The organism is Chryseobacterium viscerum (genome assembly GCF_025949665.1).
Classification (GTDB): Bacteria; Bacteroidota; Bacteroidia; order Flavobacteriales; family Weeksellaceae; genus Chryseobacterium; species Chryseobacterium viscerum_A.
Genome location: NZ_JAPDFT010000002.1, coordinates 1 through 17,068, shown reverse-complemented (window position 1 = coordinate 17,068; position 17,068 = coordinate 1). Strand labels below are relative to the sequence as shown.

The 17,068-nt window shown below is 35.8% G+C and carries 13 protein-coding genes, 1 rRNA gene and 1 riboswitch; of the genes, 13 read left to right on the top strand and 1 reads right to left on the bottom strand.

Annotated elements, in window-relative coordinates; all coding sequences use genetic code 11:
- Positions 1 to 157: 157 nt before the first annotated feature.
- Positions 158 to 264, top strand: a riboswitch (SAM riboswitch).
- Between the two features lie 67 nt (positions 265 to 331).
- The 9 genes from OL225_RS14195 to metF all read left to right on the top strand — a co-directional run bounded on the left by OL225_RS14195 (position 332) and on the right by metF (position 11,382).
- Positions 332 to 1,276 (top strand): alpha/beta fold hydrolase, encoded by a 945-nt coding sequence (locus OL225_RS14195; protein WP_264518712.1) that lies wholly within the window; start codon positions 332 to 334, stop codon positions 1,274 to 1,276.
- Positions 1,276 to 2,814, top strand: a complete 1,539-nt coding sequence (locus OL225_RS14190) for an ACT domain-containing protein (protein WP_047376630.1) — start codon at positions 1,276 to 1,278, stop codon at positions 2,812 to 2,814. The genes OL225_RS14195 and OL225_RS14190 overlap by 1 nt, the downstream gene beginning before the upstream one ends.
- 120 nt (positions 2,815 to 2,934) lie before the next feature.
- Positions 2,935 to 4,095: an O-succinylhomoserine sulfhydrylase gene (locus OL225_RS14185; protein ID WP_047376631.1), complete on the top strand. Its 1,161-nt coding sequence runs from the start codon at positions 2,935 to 2,937 to the stop codon at positions 4,093 to 4,095.
- A 29-nt stretch (positions 4,096 to 4,124) separates the two neighbouring features.
- A complete protein-coding gene (locus OL225_RS14180; protein WP_264518711.1) occupies positions 4,125 to 4,508 on the top strand; it encodes a four helix bundle protein in 384 nt (127 codons plus the stop codon).
- Positions 4,483 to 5,493 carry a homocysteine S-methyltransferase family protein gene (locus OL225_RS14175; RefSeq protein WP_047376633.1) on the top strand — a complete coding sequence of 337 codons (1,011 nt, stop codon included), beginning with the start codon at positions 4,483 to 4,485 and terminating at the stop codon, positions 5,491 to 5,493. The genes OL225_RS14180 and OL225_RS14175 overlap by 26 nt, the downstream gene beginning before the upstream one ends.
- An 82-nt stretch (positions 5,494 to 5,575) precedes the next feature.
- On the top strand, positions 5,576 to 6,667 hold the full coding sequence (locus OL225_RS14170) for a fatty acid desaturase family protein (RefSeq protein WP_264518710.1): 1,092 nt from the start codon (positions 5,576 to 5,578) through the stop codon (positions 6,665 to 6,667).
- Position 6,668: 1 nt separating this feature from the next.
- The gene (gene metH, locus OL225_RS14165; RefSeq protein WP_264518709.1) at positions 6,669 to 9,329 is read left to right on the top strand and encodes a methionine synthase; all 2,661 of its coding nucleotides are present in this window, start codon (positions 6,669 to 6,671) and stop codon (positions 9,327 to 9,329) included.
- A gap of 4 nt (positions 9,330 to 9,333) precedes the next feature.
- Complete coding sequence (locus OL225_RS14160; RefSeq protein ID WP_264518708.1) at positions 9,334 to 10,398, top strand: hypothetical protein; 1,065 nt, start codon at positions 9,334 to 9,336, stop codon at positions 10,396 to 10,398.
- A gap of 24 nt (positions 10,399 to 10,422) precedes the next feature.
- A complete protein-coding gene (gene metF / locus OL225_RS14155; protein WP_047376635.1) occupies positions 10,423 to 11,382 on the top strand; it encodes a methylenetetrahydrofolate reductase [NAD(P)H] in 960 nt (319 codons plus the stop codon).
- A gap of 257 nt (positions 11,383 to 11,639) precedes the next feature.
- Here metF and OL225_RS14150 read toward each other — a convergent pair whose 3' ends face one another.
- The gene (locus tag OL225_RS14150; protein WP_264518707.1) at positions 11,640 to 12,791 is read right to left on the bottom strand and encodes a hypothetical protein; all 1,152 of its coding nucleotides are present in this window, start codon (positions 12,789 to 12,791) and stop codon (positions 11,640 to 11,642) included.
- 102 nt (positions 12,792 to 12,893) lie between these two features.
- Here OL225_RS14150 and folE point away from each other — a divergent pair, with 102 nt between their 5' ends.
- From folE to OL225_RS14130, 4 genes are all read left to right on the top strand, one after another.
- On the top strand, positions 12,894 to 13,562 hold the full coding sequence (folE, locus tag OL225_RS14145) for a GTP cyclohydrolase I FolE (protein WP_047376638.1): 669 nt from the start codon (positions 12,894 to 12,896) through the stop codon (positions 13,560 to 13,562).
- 3 nt (positions 13,563 to 13,565) lie between these two features.
- A complete protein-coding gene (locus tag OL225_RS14140) occupies positions 13,566 to 13,997 on the top strand; it encodes a DinB family protein (protein WP_264518706.1) in 432 nt (143 codons plus the stop codon).
- 125 nt (positions 13,998 to 14,122) lie between these two features.
- Positions 14,123 to 15,589, top strand: a complete 1,467-nt coding sequence (cysS, locus tag OL225_RS14135; protein ID WP_264518705.1) for a cysteine--tRNA ligase — start codon at positions 14,123 to 14,125, stop codon at positions 15,587 to 15,589.
- A gap of 1,267 nt (positions 15,590 to 16,856) precedes the next feature.
- A 16S ribosomal RNA gene (locus OL225_RS14130) occupies positions 16,857 to 17,068 on the top strand; the annotation flags it as partial.

The following is a 17,068-nucleotide window of genomic DNA, read 5'->3' as shown; positions in this document are numbered from 1 at the left end:
TTTTGAAAAATAATTCCAATTTTTTTCATCTGAACAATTATTAATATGGTCTTGAAATACTTGTATTTAAGGGCTTTTTTAAATATTAAAATAATTTTTTTTAAAAATTAAAAGAAAAGAACTACCTTTGCACTATTCGTTCATTCAAATATTGAAAATGTTATCAAGAAAGGTTGAGGGATTAGACCCTATGAAACCTTAGCAACCCTTTGCGCAAGCAAAGAAGGTGCTACGTTCTACCAAAGTATTTTGGACAGATAACTTACTGAAGTTCTTTTCAGCCATTTCCTGTGGCATTTTCAATTGTATTTGTATATAAAATATAATAGAATTGAAAACAGAACTAAACTATATTAATCTTTCGTATCAAACCAATTCCCAAAAGGAATATCATATCCCGTTAAGCTATCAGCTTTTTGGGAAAGATCTGTTTACAGCACCTATCATTTTAATCAATCATGCTCTTACCGGAAACTCAGATGTATCCGGAGAAAAAGGCTGGTGGAAACAATTGGTAGGAAAAAATCAAATTGTTGATACTGATCAATATACTGTTCTGTGCTTCAATATACCCGGAAACGGATATGACGATTTTTTAATTGAAGATTATGAAGATTTCACGCCTTCAGATATCGCTGCGATATTTCTGAAAGGGCTTGAAGTGTTACATATCAAAAATCTATACGCCATTATCGGAGGCTCTCTGGGAGGAGGAATAGCATGGGAAATGCTTGCCAAGCAGCCGGACCTCGCAGAAATATTTATTCCTATAGCCTGTGATTACAGAACACACGATTGGCTTCATGCACAATGTCTGGTTCAGAAATTTTTATTGAATGATAAAGAGGAACCATTACAGAAAGCAAGAATTCATGCTATGCTTTGTTACAGAACACCACAGTCGCTCAATGACAGATTTCAAAACCAATATAACCAGGAAAAACAACGCCTGGAATCAGAAGACTGGTTGATTTATCATGGTAATGCACTAAACGAAAGATTTAGTTTAAAAGCTTACAAGCTGATGAATCATCTTTTGATGAATATCAATGCTGATGAATCATCTATGGAGAACATACAGGCACGAATGCACATGATCTCCGTAGATACAGACTTATTCTTCCCGGCTTCTGAAATCCGAATGTGTTTTGAAAACTTAAAAGAGAAAAATAAGGATGTTTCTTATTACGAGATCCAATCTATACACGGGCATGACGCCTTCCTAATGGAATATCAACAATTAAATAATATCATTAAAAACATTTTACAGAAGTAATGAAAAATGCTAACGAAATAAAATTTTTGAAGAACAGATCAATCGTCAAATTTGAAGGAGAAGATTTCCTGGGAGAAATCGGGATTGACGGACGAATTTTTAAAGCGCTTACTTTAGCGCGTATCAGTGTAGGAGTAATTTCTCAGCAAGCCGTAGAAAACGGAATTTCTATTCTGGTTCAGGAAAATGATGCAGAAAAAGCAGTAGCTTGTCTTATCGATGAATTTGAAGCAGAAAGAAAATCAGGAAAAGTTTCCCAGATTTACAGTATCAATAATGTCTCTGTTATCGGTTTTGTAGCAGAAGATTTCAATAAAGTCTTTGCTGAGCTGGCAAGAAACAATGTTTTCCCATTGCTTTTGAATCAGGTAGCAGGAGAAAACAGAGTCAACATCGTAGTAACTTCTTCACAGGACGAAAAAACAAAAAACATTATAGAATCTGAAATTTTCAAAAAACCAAAGACCGTTCATCTGGCGATCATAGGACACGGAAATGTAGGGAAAACCTTAATAGAGCAGGTGCTGGAATCTTCTGAAGAGATTAAAAGACGTAAGAAAATAGACCTTAAAGTAGTGGCAGTAGCCAATTCAAAGAAAATAGCCTTCAATAAGAAAGGATTTGATGCGAATTGGGGTGATGAGGTTTTGACAGCGGAACATCCTTCGAGTGTTCAGGAGCTGATTAATTTCTCTAACGAAAACCAGCTTGAGAACCTTATCGTTGTAGATAACACGGCAAGTAAGGATTTTGTGAAAAACTATCATGCTTTGGCAGAAAACGGATTCGATCTGGTTTCTTCAAACAAGATTTTTAATACCCTTCCGATTGAAGAATACAGAAAACTAAGATATACGTTGAGTAAAAACAACAGACGCTATCTGTATGAAACCAATGTAGGAGCAGGTTTACCATTAATTGATACGATCAAATTATTACACCTTTCAGGAGAAAATATCACAAGAATCAAAGGAGTGTTCTCCGGAACATTAAGCTATGTCTTCAACAATTTTTCTTTAAGGGATGATAAATTTTCAACCATCATCAACGAAGCTTTGGAAAAAGGATATACAGAACCGGATCCGAGAGAAGATTTATCAGGAAATGACGTAGCAAGAAAATTATTGATTCTGGCAAGAGAATTAGACTTAATCAATGAATTCGGAGATATCAATATTCAAAATCTGGTTCCGGAAAGCTTACTTGAGGTGTCAAAATCAGAATTCCTTTCAAGACTTGAAGAACTGGATGAAGAATACCAGAAAATAAAAGAAAATCAGGAACCCGGACATGTATTGAGATATGTAGGTGATCTACACGGTGACTTGCAGAAAGATAAAGGTGAGTTAGATGTAAAACTGATTTCTGTTCCGGCAACTTCAGCTTTAGGACAATTAAAAGGTTCCGATTCAATCTTTGAGATTTACACAGAAAGTTATGGTGAAAATCCAATCGTGATTATGGGAGCCGGAGCCGGAGCACAGGTAACAGCCAGAGGAGTATTCGGAGATATTTTAAGAGTAAGTGAAACCAAATAATTTGTACAGAGTAAAGTGTACAATGTATTAATGACGATGAAAACAATGCCGAAAGGCTTATTTAATCAAGTTTAAAATAATAGCCACAGATACATTGTACATTATTAAAATTAAAACTATATGGAAAATTTTGAAACATCAGCAATAAGAACCCAGACTGAAAGAACTCAGTTTGACGAGCATTCTACACCATTATATCTTACCTCCAGTTTTATATTTCAGGATGCGGAAGATATGAGAGCAAGCTTTGCAGAAGAAAAACCTAAAAATTTATACAGCCGTTTCTCTAATCCAAATGTAACAGAATTTACAGATAAGATCGCTAAAATGGAAGGTGCAGAAGCAGGATATGCCTTTGCAACGGGAATGGCTGCTATCTATTCTACATTTGCAGCATTGTTAAATGCCGGAGATCATATTGTAAGCTGTCAGTCTGTATTCGGATCTACGCATACTTTATTTACTAAGTATTTCCCGAAATGGAATATTGAAACCTCTTACTTCAAAGCAGGAGACGCAGAGAATATTGAACAATATATTAAGCCCAATACAAAGATCTTATATCTTGAAACGCCTACCAATCCGGCTATTGAAATTCTGGATCTTGAGTTCTTCGGGCAGATCGCCAAAAAACATAATCTTATTTTCATTGTAGATAACTGTTTTGCAACGCCTTATCTTCAGCAACCTATCAAATACGGTGCAGATATTGTTGTACATTCAGCAACGAAACTGATTGACGGACAGGGAAGAGTTTTAGGAGGAATAGCAGTAGGAAAAGAAGATCTGATCAGAGAAATTTATCTTTTTGCAAGAAATACAGGACCTGCATTGTCTCCTTTTAATGCCTGGGTGTTATCAAAAAGCCTTGAAACGTTGGCTATCCGTGTAGAAAAGCACTGTGAAAATGCATTGAAGGTAGCTGAGTTCTTAGAAAACCATCCTAATGTTGAACTAGTAAAATATCCTTTCCTGAAATCCCATCCAAGTTATGAAGTAGCCAAAAAGCAGATGAAGCTTGGAGGAAATATCGTAGCGTTTGAAATAAAAGGAGGAATAGAAGGAGGAAGAAACTTCTTAGATAAGATACAAATGTGTTCACTATCCGCTAACTTAGGTGATACAAGAACGATCGTTACTCACCCGGCATCCACTACCCATTCTAAACTGTCAGACGAAGAAAGAAATGAAGTTGGGATTACAGCAGGATTGGTTCGTTGTTCAGTAGGATTGGAAAATGTAGATGATATCATCGCAGATCTGAAACAGGCTTTAGACTAATTAATCGTTTACAGTTTATAAAGAGCCCAATGGATAGAAACTACACAGAATTAGAAATTTGGAGGGAAGGAAGAAAGTTGGTTAATCTAACTTATATCCTGACTACAAATTTTCCTAAAGAAGAATTATTGGCTTTAACGAGTCAAATAAGAAGAATGGCAACTTCAGTTTCGTTTAATATAACGAAAGGAAGTAGAAGACAGGCTCCGGAAGATACTTTACAGTTTCTACATATTGCCGGGAAATCTCTTTATAAACTGGAAACTCAATTCCATTTTGCTGAAGATCAACACTATATTTCTAAAGGAGATTTTGAAATCATCAATAAAAAAATCCTCTTATGTAAAAAACTGGTCAGCGGATTTATAAACTATAAATTGATAGAAAATGAAAAATTCAGAACAATTATATAAAGCTCTATCCAAAAGAATTTTAATTCTTGACGGTGCGATGGGAACAATGCTTCAGAGATACAAATTTGAAGAAGAGGATTACCGAGGAGAGCGTTTCAAAGAATGGGAACATCCGGTAAAAGGAAATAATGACCTGCTTTCTCTGACACAGCCTCAGGCAATTGAAGAGGTTCACAAGAAATATCTGGAAGCAGGAGCTGATATTATAGAAACCAATACGTTTTCAGGAACCACTATTGCGATGGCAGATTATCATATGGAAGACCTTGTATACGAGCTGAACTATGAATCAGCAAAAATTGCAAGAAAAGCCTGTGATGAATACACTGCGAAAAATCCGGATAAACCGAGATTCGTAGCCGGATCTATCGGACCAACGAACAGAACAGCAAGTTTAAGCCCTGATGTGAATGATCCAGGATACAGAGCCATCACTTTTGAAGAATTGAGAGTAGCTTACAAACAGCAGTGTGAAGCTTTGCTGGACGGAGGTTCAGATATCCTTCTGGTAGAAACCATTTTCGATACTTTGAATGCGAAAGCAGCCTTATTTGCGATTGATGAATTACAGGACGAAAGAGGAATAAAAATTCCAATCATGGTTTCAGGAACCATTACCGACGCCTCAGGAAGAACATTGAGCGGACAGACTGCAGAAGCTTTTCTGATCTCGGTTTCCCATCTGAATTTATTAAGTGTAGGTTTCAACTGTGCATTAGGTGCAGATCAGCTGACTCCTTATCTTGAAACATTGGCTCATAATTCAGAATTCTATGTTTCAGCATACCCGAATGCCGGTTTACCGAATGCTTTCGGGAAATATGACGAAACTCCTGAAGATATGGCAAGACAGATCAAAGAATATGTGGAAAAAGGACTGATCAATATTATCGGAGGATGCTGTGGTACAACTCCTGAACACATTAAAGCGATTGCTGATCTGGTAGAGCAATATGAGCCAAGGAAATTGAAGAAATTAGTGTGATTTGATAGATTTTTTTAATTAAAATCAAGAATGAAGGCTGAATTATAAATGTTAACTTTAAGTAAACCATAAAGTTAAACATATGGAAAAGCCAATTTACTTAAAAGATTCGGAGGATGTCAGACTATTTAATGAGCTAAGAAAGAAAGTGAACCAAAGAGTAGAAAACATTTCTGAGAATAGAGATATCTACATTCAGATTAAAGCGGTTATTCTGCCGCTGGTCTATATTGGTTTATATTTTCTGGCTGTTTTGAATGCCGGAAAACATTGGATTTATATTCTGAGTTTTGTTTTAATGGGAATTTCTTTGGTTTTAATTTATTTAAACTTAATCCACGAAGCTGCCCATAACAATATCTGTAAAAGTAAAAGACTGAACGGGCTGGTTCTTCACATTTTTGATTTTATAGGAGCCAATTCCTACATCTGGAAAAAAAGACATATCGCAAGCCATCATGCTTACCCGAATGTGGATGGATGGGATACGGATATTGAACAGAGCGGTTTGCTTTTAATTGTACCGTGGATCAAAGCGAAAGGAGTACAGAAGTATCAGGATAAGTTTTTCTTTTTAGTATATCCGTTGTATTTGTTCAACTGGATGTTTATAAGAGACTTTAGAGACTTCTTTGATAAGGAAAGAGTGATTTTGAAAACCCAGGGAAAAATACCTGTTATTGAAAAAGTGAAAATGATAAGTTATAAGCTGTTCTATTTCTTCTATCAGATTGTGATTCCTGTGATGTTCTTTAAAGTATCAATAGGATTAGCCTTAGGAGCATGGTTTTTACAGGTGATATCAGCAAGTATTTTTGCATTGTTTGTTTTACTGCCTTTGCATCCCCTTCCTGATAATGCCTTTCCAAAATTAAATAAAGAAAAAGGTCTTCCATTCAGCTGGCTTCGTCATCAGTTTGAAGTGACCAATGATTTAAAAGAAAATAACTGGTTAGTAAGAAATGTGTTGGGAAATTTTAATTTTCATGTTGCCCACCATCTGTTTCCCAATTACAGTTATATGTATTACAACGAGATCACAGAGGAGATTGAAGAATTTGCTAAAGAACACAATTTAGCATATAAAAGATTTCCCCTGATTACAGCTTTAAGTAAGCATAGGGATTTATTGAGACAGAATGCCAATAATGCCTACTATATTTTAGAAGAATAAAATGAAATATTTAAGATTATCAGGCCTCGAGCCTCTTATCATAACACCGGAGAGTAATTTCATCAATGTTGGTGAAAGGACTAACGTTGCCGGTTCCAAAAAATTTTTAAGATTGATCAAAGAGGAGAAATTCTCTGAAGCACTAGATATTGCCCGCCATCAGGTAGAAGGAGGTGCCCAGATTCTGGATGTCAATTTTGATGATGGATTGATTGATGGAAAAGCATCAATGATCAAATTTCTGAATTTAATTGCCTCTGAGCCGGATATCGCAAGAATCCCGATCATGGTAGACTCTTCCAAATGGGAAATTCTTGAAGCAGGTCTTCAGGTAGCTCAGGGAAAATGTGTAGTCAATTCTATCAGTTTAAAAGAAGGTGAGGAAGAATTTATCAAACATGCCAAAGCCATTAAAAGATATGGAGCGGCAGTCATTGTAATGGCATTTGATGAGGTAGGGCAGGCTGACAGTTTTGACCGAAGAATTGAAATTTCAAAACGGTCTTATGATATATTAGTCAACCAGCTTGGCTTTCCGGCAGAAGATATCATTTTCGATTTGAATATCTTTCCGGTGGCAACGGGAATGGATGAGCACAGAAGAAATGCTATCGACTTTATTGAAGCTACACGCTGGGTAAGACAAAATCTTCCTTATGCCTCTGTAAGTGGGGGAGTAAGCAATGTTTCCTTCTCTTTCCGTGGAAATGATACTGTGAGAGAAGCTATGCACTCTGTTTTTCTTTACCATGCCATTCAGGCAGGAATGAACATTGGTATTGTAAACCCGGCGATGCTGGAAGTGTATGATGAAATCAATAAGGAATTACTGGAGCTTGTAGAAGATGTAATTCTGGATAAAAGAGAAGATGCTACAGAAAGACTTCTTGACTATTCAGAAAAACACAAATCGGTCAAAAAAGAAAAGGCCGAAGACTTAGAATGGAGAAATAATCCATTGCAGGAAAGAATTACCTATGCACTGGTAAAAGGTATTGATCGTTTTATTGAAGAAGATGTAGAAGAAGCAAGACAATCAGCCGCACGTCCACTTCATGTTATCGAAATTAACCTGATGACCGGAATGGGTGTAGTGGGAGATTTATTTGGAAGTGGAAAAATGTTCCTGCCTCAGGTAGTTAAGTCTGCAAGGGTAATGAAAAAAGCTGTGGCTTATCTACAACCTTTCATTGAAGCTGAAAAAGACGGAGCAAAACCTGCCAATGGAAAGATCTTAATGGCCACTGTAAAAGGAGACGTTCATGATATTGGTAAAAATATTGTGAGTGTTGTTCTGGGTTGTAACAACTACGAAATTGTTGACCTTGGAGTAATGGTTCCTGCCGAAAAGATTATCCAGACAGCTATTGCAGAAAAAGTAGACGTTATAGGATTAAGCGGACTGATTACACCAAGCCTGGATGAAATGGTGTATATCGCTTCAGAATTAGAGAGACAAAATTTAGATTTTCCTTTATTAATCGGTGGTGCTACAACTTCAAAGGCACATACCGCTGTGAAAATTGATTTAAAATATAAAAATGCAGTCGTTCACGTGAATGATGCATCAAGAGCCGTAAACGTAGTTAGCTCATTATTGGGAGACAGAAATAAAGAATATGTTTCGGATTTAAAGAATGACTACTCCGATTTCAGAGAAAAGTTCCTGAACAGACAGGTAGACAAAGATTATGTTTCCATCAAAGAAGCAAGAGAAAATCATTTTAAAATTGACTGGGAAAATGAAGAAATCTTTACCCCAAATACGATAGGAATAAAAGTTATCGAAAATCAGGATCTGAGAGAACTTCTTCCTTTCATAGACTGGTCTCCGTTTTTCAGAAGCTGGGATCTCCATGGGAAGTATCCAAATATCTTAGAAGATGAGGTAGTGGGTGCTCAGGCAAAAGAACTATTTAAAGATGCACAGGTTATTCTAAAAAGGATTTTAGATGAAAAGCTATTGACAGCAAAAGCAATCTTTGGAATTTTTAAAGCGAATTCCAATGAATCTGATGATATCTTAATTTTTGATGAAAATAATAATGAGCAGGCAAAGTTTTTAACCCTTAGACAGCAGGCTCAGAGATCAAAAGGAAAAGATTATCTGGCTCTAAGTGATTTCATCGCCCCTCAAAGTTCTGGAAAAACTGATTACGTGGGAGCATTCTGTGTAACAACAGGATTTGGAACCGATGAATTGTCTAATGAATACGAAAAAGCCAATGATGATTACAATTCCATCATGGTGAAAGCACTGGCAGACCGTTTTGCAGAAGCCTATGCCGAATTTTTACATAAAAAAGTAAGAACTGAATACTGGGGATATGCCAATCAGGAAAGTTTAAGCAACGAAGAACTTATTGCCGAAAAATACAAAGGAATCCGTCCGGCCCCGGGATATCCGGCTTGCCCAGACCATTTGGAAAAGAAAACCATCTGGGATCTTTTGAAAGTAGAAGAAAATACAGGTGTTTTCCTTACAGAAAGCTTAGCCATGTTCCCAACAGCATCTGTTTCCGGATATTATTTCGGAAGCCCGCATGCCAAATATTTCGGATTAGGAAAAATTACAGAAGACCAGCTTGAAGATTATGCAGCAAGAAGAAGTTGTAGCATCCAGGAAGCAAGAAAATGGTTATCACCCAATTTAGCAGATTAAAATTATGAAGAAGAATATTCTTATATGGGTTTGTTTACTTTTTTTTACTCGAAGTTATACCCAAAAATACAACGATAAAGATTTTATAGGATATGTAAATTATAATCAGATTCCTATGGTGGATGTAAGTTTTAATCCATTATTGTTTAATTATGTTTTGGATAGAGAACCGGAATGGTATTCAAAAAATAAAATTAAAAAAATTACTTATTTGTTAGATGGGCAGCTCTCCCAATCTGTTCAATATTCAGAAGACGGAAATGTTGTAGAAAGTAACTATAAAAGCGGTTCAAAATATATAACCTCTAAAAATAAGAATGAAATAATTACAACAGAATATAATAATAATATAGAGAATTTTATTATATCAAAAAAAATAACTCCTGATGGAAAATTGATAAGAATCAAAAATCAATATGTTAGAAGTAAAAACGATTCTACGGTCACCAAATTTTATTATGAAAATAATAGGATTATAAAAAAAGAACAATATTTCAATAATAAAATTCAAAGAAAAAGTGAGTTTAAATATGGTAAAAATGTATTGACAAGTATGATTAATACTGATTATGTGACGCAGATTCAACCAGGGCAAACCCGTGAATCAGAAAATGTTGTGTATTCATATGATGGAAATGAAAATTGTATTTCAATAGAAAGGGCTCATTATTTTGGTGTTTTAAAGAATAAGCATTCTTTCACTTACAACAATCAGCATAAATTGGTTAAAGAAAACTATGTTTTAGATGAAGGGGCAGGTTCTCAAACGAAGGAAGGCGAAATAGAATATACCTACGATGATAAAAACAGAATCAATAAAATTTCTGAGAAAAATAAACAGAAAGAAAGTACATCCGATATTCTTTATGGGGAAAACAGTAAAGTAATATCTGTTACTATCAATTGTAGCTCATGTTATTCTACCTATTTCCCGATAAACTTTTATCCGGGTAAAATGAAAAATGTTTATAGTTTTAAATATGATGAAAAAGGGAATATGATAGAAATGAGTAATATTATAAACGGAGAATTAAGGAATAAAACACAATTCATAATTGAATATTACTAAATCAAAGAAAGTAAGAATTACAGAATGAAGATAACAGAACACATTAAAAACGCAAATGGGAAGACTTTATTCTCCTTAGAAGTTGTTCCGCCACAGAAGGGAATCGGGATTGAAGATCTCTATACCAATATAGATCCGTTGATGGAATTCAAGCCACCTTTCATTGATGTTACCACATCCAGAGAAGAATATATCTATCTGGATAAAGGAAATGGTCTTATGGAACGCCGTATTACAAGAATGCGCCCGGGAACCTTAGGAATTTGTGCTGCTATTCAACATAAATATAACGTGGATACCGTTCCCCATCTTCTTTGCGGAGGATTCACGAAAGAAGAAACAGAATATCTGCTGGTAGACTGTATGTACCTTGGAATAGATAATGTAATGGCTTTAAGAGGAGATGCCATGAAAGGGCATCAGTATTTTGAGCCTACTCAGGGAGGACATGCTAGTGCTATGGATCTTGTGGATCAGATCAATAACCTTGGAAGAGGGAGGTATCTTCATAACGAAGAACAGGCATGTGATGAATTGAATAAATTCTGCATTGGCGTTGCCGGGTATCCTGAAAAACACATGGAAGCCCCTTCCATGAATTATGATCTCAAGTGGTTGAAACAAAAAGTAGATGCCGGAGCAGATTATATTGTTACCCAAATGTTCTTTGACAATAAAAAGTACATAGAATTCGTTCAGAAAGCAAGAGAAATGGGAATTACAGTTCCGATTATTCCCGGAATTAAACCTATTGCCACAAAGAAACACTTGAAAATCCTGCCGCAGGTATTCAAAATAGATCTTCCCGAAGAGCTGATCAATGAAGTAGAAAATGCAAAAAATAATGAAGCTGTAAAGCAGATCGGAGTAGAATGGGCCATTGCACAATGCAAAGAGCTTCTGGATTTCGGAGTTCCTGTTCTGCACTTTTACTCTATGGGGAAAAGTGATAATATCAAAAAAGTAGCTGGTGAGCTATTCTAATAAAAGTACCAAAAATGAAGGAACCCTGCTGTAAAAAGCAGGGTTTTTATTTTTTAATCTGATAAAGAATTTCTTTTAAAAATAAAATGGATTAAATAAGCCACAGGCTATACATCCGCTTAGAAAGAATCAATAAAGTTGATTCAATCTTTGCTTCCTCAAAAATATAAAGTCAGTAAATAAAAACTTTGCATCAAATAACCCAAAGCATCCAAGAAAAGATAAACTTCCATCTTCCAGTTGCCATCTTCTTTACCCTAAAGAATTGGGTGTCTTTCAAACTCTTTATTTCTGTCAAACAGATACCGGTACGTAGCCAGCTTTCGCGTTACTGTGGTATCCAGAGTTTCTGCAATCTTGACCATTTTAGGATTAAAATCACCAATCCATTGTAGTTCTGTAATCTTAAAATCTGTATGCTTTCTCAAATGTTGAGTCCCTTCCCAGATCATATATCCGTCAATACCTTTCTTCTGCCACTCAGGAACTACACCGAAAACAAGTCCCACCATTTTCTCATTCTTCTTAAATCGTTTTAAAAACAAGAACTTGAGCTTTTCAAAAAGTCCGAACTTTCCATTCAAATATTTAAACCACTGGTTGAGGTCCGGAATGTTGAGCCACATGGCAATAGGTTTTTCATTTTCATATACAAACCAGGAGATATGCTCATTGATAATAGGTTTCATCGTATTGAACATTTTCAAAACCTTTGCCTCTTCCAGATATTTCCCTTCCCCGTGGCAAGCCCATGCTTTATTATAAACTTCAGTGAAATCTTTTGCAAATTTGGCCAGATTATTCTTTTTCATAGGCTGGGCTGAAATTGCAGGATTTCTTCTGTTTTTTTCATGGGCAATCGTGAAGATCCGTGAAACTTCAGCAAAAACAGGTCTGGTAAAACAAAGCTGCTCAAAATAAATCTGAAACCCATAATTTTCAAAAAGTTCTTTGTAGTAAGGGAAGTTGTAATTCATTCCAAACAAGGGCTCAATAAATCCTTCAATTAAAAGTCCCCAGAATTTGTCCCTTTCCCCAAAATTGATAGGACCATCCATAGCTTCCATACCTTTTTCCTGAAGCCAGTTTTTACAATGATCAAAAATAAAATTAGCAGTTTCCTGATCATTGATACAGTCGAAAAAACCAATTCCTCCCGTAGGTTGCTTTTGCTCATAACAATGGTTAATAAAAACAGCTACTTTACCAACCGTCCTGTCATTCTTTTTAAACAGAAATCTTTTACACTCGCCGTTTTTAAAGAATTTATTCTTTTCAGGCTCAAAAATTTCCTCAATATGCTTATCTAAAGGGCGGATGTAATTTTTGTCATGTTGGTAAAGTTGTGCCGGGAATTCAAGAAATTCCCTTTTATGGAGTCGGTTTTGTACTTCTTCGACAATTATCATAGGCGTTTTTAATCAGAAATGGCTATAAAAGATAATGTTTTTCACCTTATTTGAAATAGAGAAATAGATATTATCCGTATTTTTGCTGCAAATTAAATAAAAATGGTTGATTTTACTGATAACGACGATGATATTTTCACTGGAAAAGAACATACGCCTATAAGGAAAGATGCTTTTGATAAATCGCCACAGGAAAAAATAGAAAAAATTACTGAGCTTTTTGGCGAAATCATGGAAACGTTAGGAATGGACATGACAGATGATTCTCTGAAAGACTCTCCAAGACGTGTTGCTAAAATGTATGTGAACGAGATTTTCGGGGGGCTCCTTCCTGAAAATAAACCAGGGATTTCCACTTTCTCCAATAAATACAAATACCGTCAGATGCTTGTGGAGAAGGATATCACGGTATATTCTTTCTGTGAACACCACTTCTTACCCATCATAGGAAGAGCCCATGTAGCTTATATTTCCAATGGAGAAGTAATAGGTCTTTCAAAAATTAATAGAATTGTTGATTACTACGCGAAAAGACCGCAGGTTCAGGAAAGACTTACGATGCAGATTGTAGATGCTTTGAAAGAAGCTTTAGGAACAAAAGACGTTGCTTGTATCATTGATGCAAAACACCTTTGTGTCAACTGCAGAGGAATAAAAGATACAGCAAGTTCAACCATAACTGCAGAACTAAGCGGTATTTTCAGAACGAATCCTATTACAAGACAGGAATTCTTGCATTATGTAGGAAGCCATGCAAAACTGGACTATTAAACAATGAACTACCAAATCCTTAAAAATATTATTGATGCCGAACTTCAGAGATTTCAAAACATCCCTGAAGAAGAATGGACATATAGAAGCGCTCCTGAAAAATGGTCCAAAAAAGAAATTATAGGACATCTTTGTGACAGTGCTTTTACAAATATTCGTAGATTTGTTGTCACTCAATATAAAGAGAACGAAAATATCGTATATGATCAGAATATCTGGGTAAAAGCTCAGAACTATCAGAATGTTCCTACTTCGGATCTTATTGATCTGTGGAAGTCTTTGAACTATCAGATTGTTCATGTAGTAGAAAATATTCCCGATGAAGCATTACAGAGAACTTGTGATACAACCAAAACAGAACCTCAGGTTTTTACATTGGAGTTTATTATTAATGATTATGTAGACCATTTACAGCATCATTTAAAAGCGATTTAATTATGATAAAATTTAAAAAAGTTTCAGATAAAATTTTTATCACAACAATTATTTGTTGTGACAGAATTATTTTTTAACTAATTTTTGAATCTTTAAAATCATTGAATCTTTTAACTTAAAAATAAATGCAATTAAAAATATATAACTCCCTTACAGCGGAAAAAGAAATATTCAAACCTATTTTAGATGGAAATGTCGGGATGTATGTCTGCGGACCTACAGTGTACAGCAATGTGCATTTAGGGAATGTAAGAACCTTCCTTTCCTTCGATTTTATCTATCGCACCTTAATCCATTTGGGATACAAAGTAAGATATGTAAGAAATATTACTGATGCAGGCCACCTTACCGATGATGGAAACGTAGATAATGACAGATTCGTAAAGCAAACCAGGCTTGAAAAACTGGAGCCTATGGAAATTGTACAGAAATATACAGTAGATTTCCACAAAGTATTGGATATGTTCAATCTTTTGCCACCTAATATTGAGCCTACAGCTACAGGGCATATTGTAGAACAGATCGAGTTGACTCAAAAGCTCATTGAAAGAGGCTTTGCTTACGAAAGCAACGGTTCAGTGTATTTTGATGTATTAGAATACAACAAAAGAGGATTGAACTATGGTGAACTTTCAAAACGTAATATAGAAGAACTTTTTGCCAACACAAGAGACCTTGACGGGCAGGGAGAAAAGAAAAACCCACAGGATTTTGCATTGTGGAAAAAAGCCTCGCCGGCTCACATCATGAGATGGAATTCTCCTTGGGGAGAAGGATTCCCTGGATGGCACCTTGAATGTACTGCAATGAGTACGAAGTATTTAGGTGAAACCTTCGATATCCATGGAGGAGGAATGGACCTTAAATTCCCACACCATGAATGTGAAATTGCGCAGGGGAAAGCTTGCAACGATGCTGCACCGGTAAATTACTGGATGCATGCCAATATGTTGACAATGAATTCTCAGCGTATGAGTAAATCTACAGGAAACTATATCCTTCCTATGCAATTGGTTACCGGAGACAATGATTTCTTTGAAAAACCTTTTCACCCATCAATTGTACGTTTTTGCTTCCTGCAGGCACATTACAGAAGTGTGCTGGATATTTCAAACGATGCCATGATAGCCAGTGAAAAAGGATTTATCAGACTGATGGAAGCAGTGAAAGTACTGAATTCAATTACTCCTGATGATACAAAGCAATCCAGCTTCAGCCTGAAAGAATGGAAAGATAAAGCATATGAAGCTTTGACAGATGATTTCAATTCTCCAATCCTGATTGCTCATCTGTTTGAAGCAGTGAAATACATCTTTGCTTTAAATGATGGTAAAGAAACAATTTCAACTGCAGATCTTGAAGATTTAAAATCTACACTCAATGCATTTATCTTTGACGTTCTGGGATTACAGACCGTAGAAGAAAATAACAATGAAAAACTGGATCAGACTTTAAAAGTTTTGATCGAATTGAGAAATCAGGCAAGAAAATCCAAAAATTTTGACCTTTCAGATCAGATCAGAGACAAACTGCTTGCAGAAGGTATCGAATTAAAAGACGGAAGAGACGGAACATCATACGTTCTGAACTAAAAATATAACTTCGTTTTATCCCATTCCGTAGGAGTTCCAAACATAGGATTCTTACGGAATGTTTTTTTATTCCCTCCGGAAAATACATCAGGACTTCATATTTTTCTTTTTATTCTCCCTTCCCCAAAACTTTTACCCTCAAACCCCTCACACTCCAACCTTTACTGCGGGGTAACCATTTCTATCGGGGCTAAGGAAGAAACAAATGATGAATTTCGGGGTAGAAGGATACAGTTGTTCGGGCTATTGAGTTTCGGGTTTCGGTTTTCTATGTAGAAAAGGAACATTGGTGTTGAATTTTCATCTTCCTGATTTTTATGTAAGGAGGTTAGTGAGTATAAACCTCTGTTCCCATTGTGTCATTCCGCAGGAATCCAAACGGCCTTTAAAGGAAGTAAGCTGACAGGATAATGTTTAAGATTTTTTTTAGCAGTTAGTATTAGCAGTGTCATGCTGGGCTGAGTCGAAGCATTTTAATTAAGGTGAATTATATTTCTGCTATTTTAATTTTACACAAGAGTTTTGTTCTGACTTCTACGGAGTGACAATGCTATCTGGGGATATAGAATAATAATGATTATAAAGACTATACCGAAGCCAAAACTTTTAAAAGCTATTCTATATAATAATTATGTATATTTTGATCATTCTAAACCCCACACCCAGCATCTCGTATCCGTACCCTAAAAACCCTCTCAAACTCTCCAACCCTCCAGCCCCCTCATCCAACCCTCCAAACAAATGTTTAAAATTTTTCTCACTGCCTTCCAGTGGTTTAGGACTAAATATTACGAAACGGTAAAATTTAAGTTAAATAAGTTTGTTTTGCGTAGTAATAAGTTGTTATCTTTGCCCCACTGAAAAACGAGAGTATAACAGTAGCGCAGAAGAGCCTTTAGATAGGCGGGAACATTATGAAACTTCAAAAAGAAACAAGCAAAAAAAACTTCAAAACTTTTGACAAAAAAAGTTGTGAGATTAAAAAGAGTTTGTATCTTTGCAGTCCCAAATAAAGGGAGCGCAGGAGTTGATGGATTGAGGTTAATGAAGAGATTAAGGTTACTTAAAAAACTTTAAAATTTTCTTCAGAAACATTTGGTCAATTAAAAATAAAGTTTTACTTTTGCACTCGCAAATACGGAGCAACACTGACAGAAAGATTGCTTCGTTAAAAAGCGGAAGATATAAAGATCATTGACATACAATATAACAACCAAGTAAGGAAAAACTAAAGCGTTAAGAAACTTTGAGTGAGTCAGACAAACATACAATGGAGAGTTTGATCCTGGCTCAGGATGAACGCTAGCGGGAGGCCTAACACATGCAAGCCGAGCGGTATTGTTTCTTCGGAAATGAGAGAGCGGCGTACGGGTGCGGAACACGTGTGCAACCTGCCTTTATCTGGGGGATAGCCTTTCGAAAGGGAGATTAATACCCCATAATATATTAAGTGGCATCACTTGATATTGAAAACTCCGG